The sequence below is a fragment of the Gemmobacter sp. genome (assembly GCF_016792925.1).
Taxonomy (GTDB): domain Bacteria; phylum Pseudomonadota; class Alphaproteobacteria; order Rhodobacterales; family Rhodobacteraceae; genus Gemmobacter.
Genome location: NZ_JAEULU010000119.1, coordinates 1 through 1,511, shown reverse-complemented (window position 1 = coordinate 1,511; position 1,511 = coordinate 1). Strand labels below are relative to the sequence as shown.

The following is a 1,511-nucleotide window of genomic DNA, read 5'->3' as shown; positions in this document are numbered from 1 at the left end:
CCCCCGCCCTGCGTCAGGCGGGGCCGGGGGGGCTGTCGCCCCCCCACGGCCCTGTCGGGCCTCCCCCCGAGGATATTTTTGAACAGAAAATGAGGAAGAGCGCCGAAGCTCTTCATTTTCTGTTCAAAAATATCCTCAGGGGGTGAATTTGCGCAGCAAAGAGGGGGCGCGAGCGCCCCCTTTGATCCTTCGCAGAAGGATCGTTTACGCCTCGGAGACCTGCGCCAGCAGCTGCGCATTGCCGCCCGAGGCGGTGGTGTCGATGCAGACATGGCGTTCCAGAACCACATGGCCCTTGTCGGGCAGGCCTGCGATCAGGGGCAGGATCGGGCCTTCACGCCCTGCCAGCGCGCGGGCATGGGCGTGCGCGGCTTCGCCCCAGCAGATCGCGCCGCTGAAGCCTTGCAGCCGGGTCCGCGCCTGCGGCTCCAGCCCCGCCGCCTCGACGGCCAGGCCGCCCAGTTTGCGCACTGCCTCGGCCTGCGCCAGCGCGCTGGCGGCATCGGGGCCAAGGCAGAGGATCGGGGCGCGCTGGTAGAAGGACAGCCGGTTGCTCTCGCCCGTCGGCCCCGGCAGGTCATGGGCCTCCAGCGCCTGCGCGGCGGGTTGCGTCGCCTTCAGCGCGGCCTGCACGCTGGCCTCTTGCGCCTGCCCGGCCGGGCCATGGGCAACCGGCGCCGGGGCGGCGGTGAAGCGGATCAGGTATTCCGGCCCGCCCGCCTTGGGCCCGGTGCCCGAAAGCCCTTCGCCGCCAAAGGGTTGGCTGCCCACCACCGCGCCGATCTGGTTGCGGTTCACATAGGCATTGCCGACCCGGATCGTCTCCACCACCTTTTGCACCCGGTCATCAATCCGCGTGTGCAGCCCGAAGGTCAGCCCATAGCCGGTGGCATTGATCGCGCCGATCACCGCCTCGATCTCCGAGGCCTTGAAGGTCGCAACATGCAGCACCGGGCCAAAGATCTCGCGCTGCATCTGCGCGATGCCGCTGACCTTGATCACCGTCGGCGCGATGAAGGTGCCGCCCGACGGCGCCGCCATCTCGGCCAGCACCCGGCCCTCGCTCCGCGCCTGCGCCACATGCGCCGCGATCCCCGCCTGTGCCTGCGCGTCGATCACCGGGCCGACATCGGTGGTCAGATGCCACGGCTCGCCCAGCCGCAACTCGGCCATCGCGCCTTTCAGCATCTCCAGCACATGCGGCGCAATATCCTCTTGCAGATAGAGGCAGCGCAGCGCCGAGCAGCGTTGCCCGGCCGACTGGAAGCTGGAGGCGATCACATCGCGCACCGCCTGTTCGGGCAGCGCGGTGCTGTCGACCAGCATCGCATTCAGGCCGCCGGTCTCGGCGATCAGCGGGGCGGCGGGGTTCAGATGTTCCGCCATGGCGCGGCGGATTTTCAGCGCCGTGGCGGTGGAGCCGGTAAAGGCCACCCCATCCACCCGCGCATCCGAAGTGAGCCAGCCCCCCACATCACCATCGCCCGGCAGCAGTTGCAGCGCCGAGGCGG

General features: G+C 69.4%; 1 protein-coding gene. It reads right to left on the bottom strand.

Going from position 1 to position 1,511, the window contains the following annotated elements; translation table 11 throughout:
* Positions 1–204: 204 nt before the first annotated feature.
* On the bottom strand, positions 205–1,511 hold a 1,307-nt coding region (locus JNN06_RS06035), incomplete at its 5' end, for an aldehyde dehydrogenase family protein (protein ID WP_291238691.1).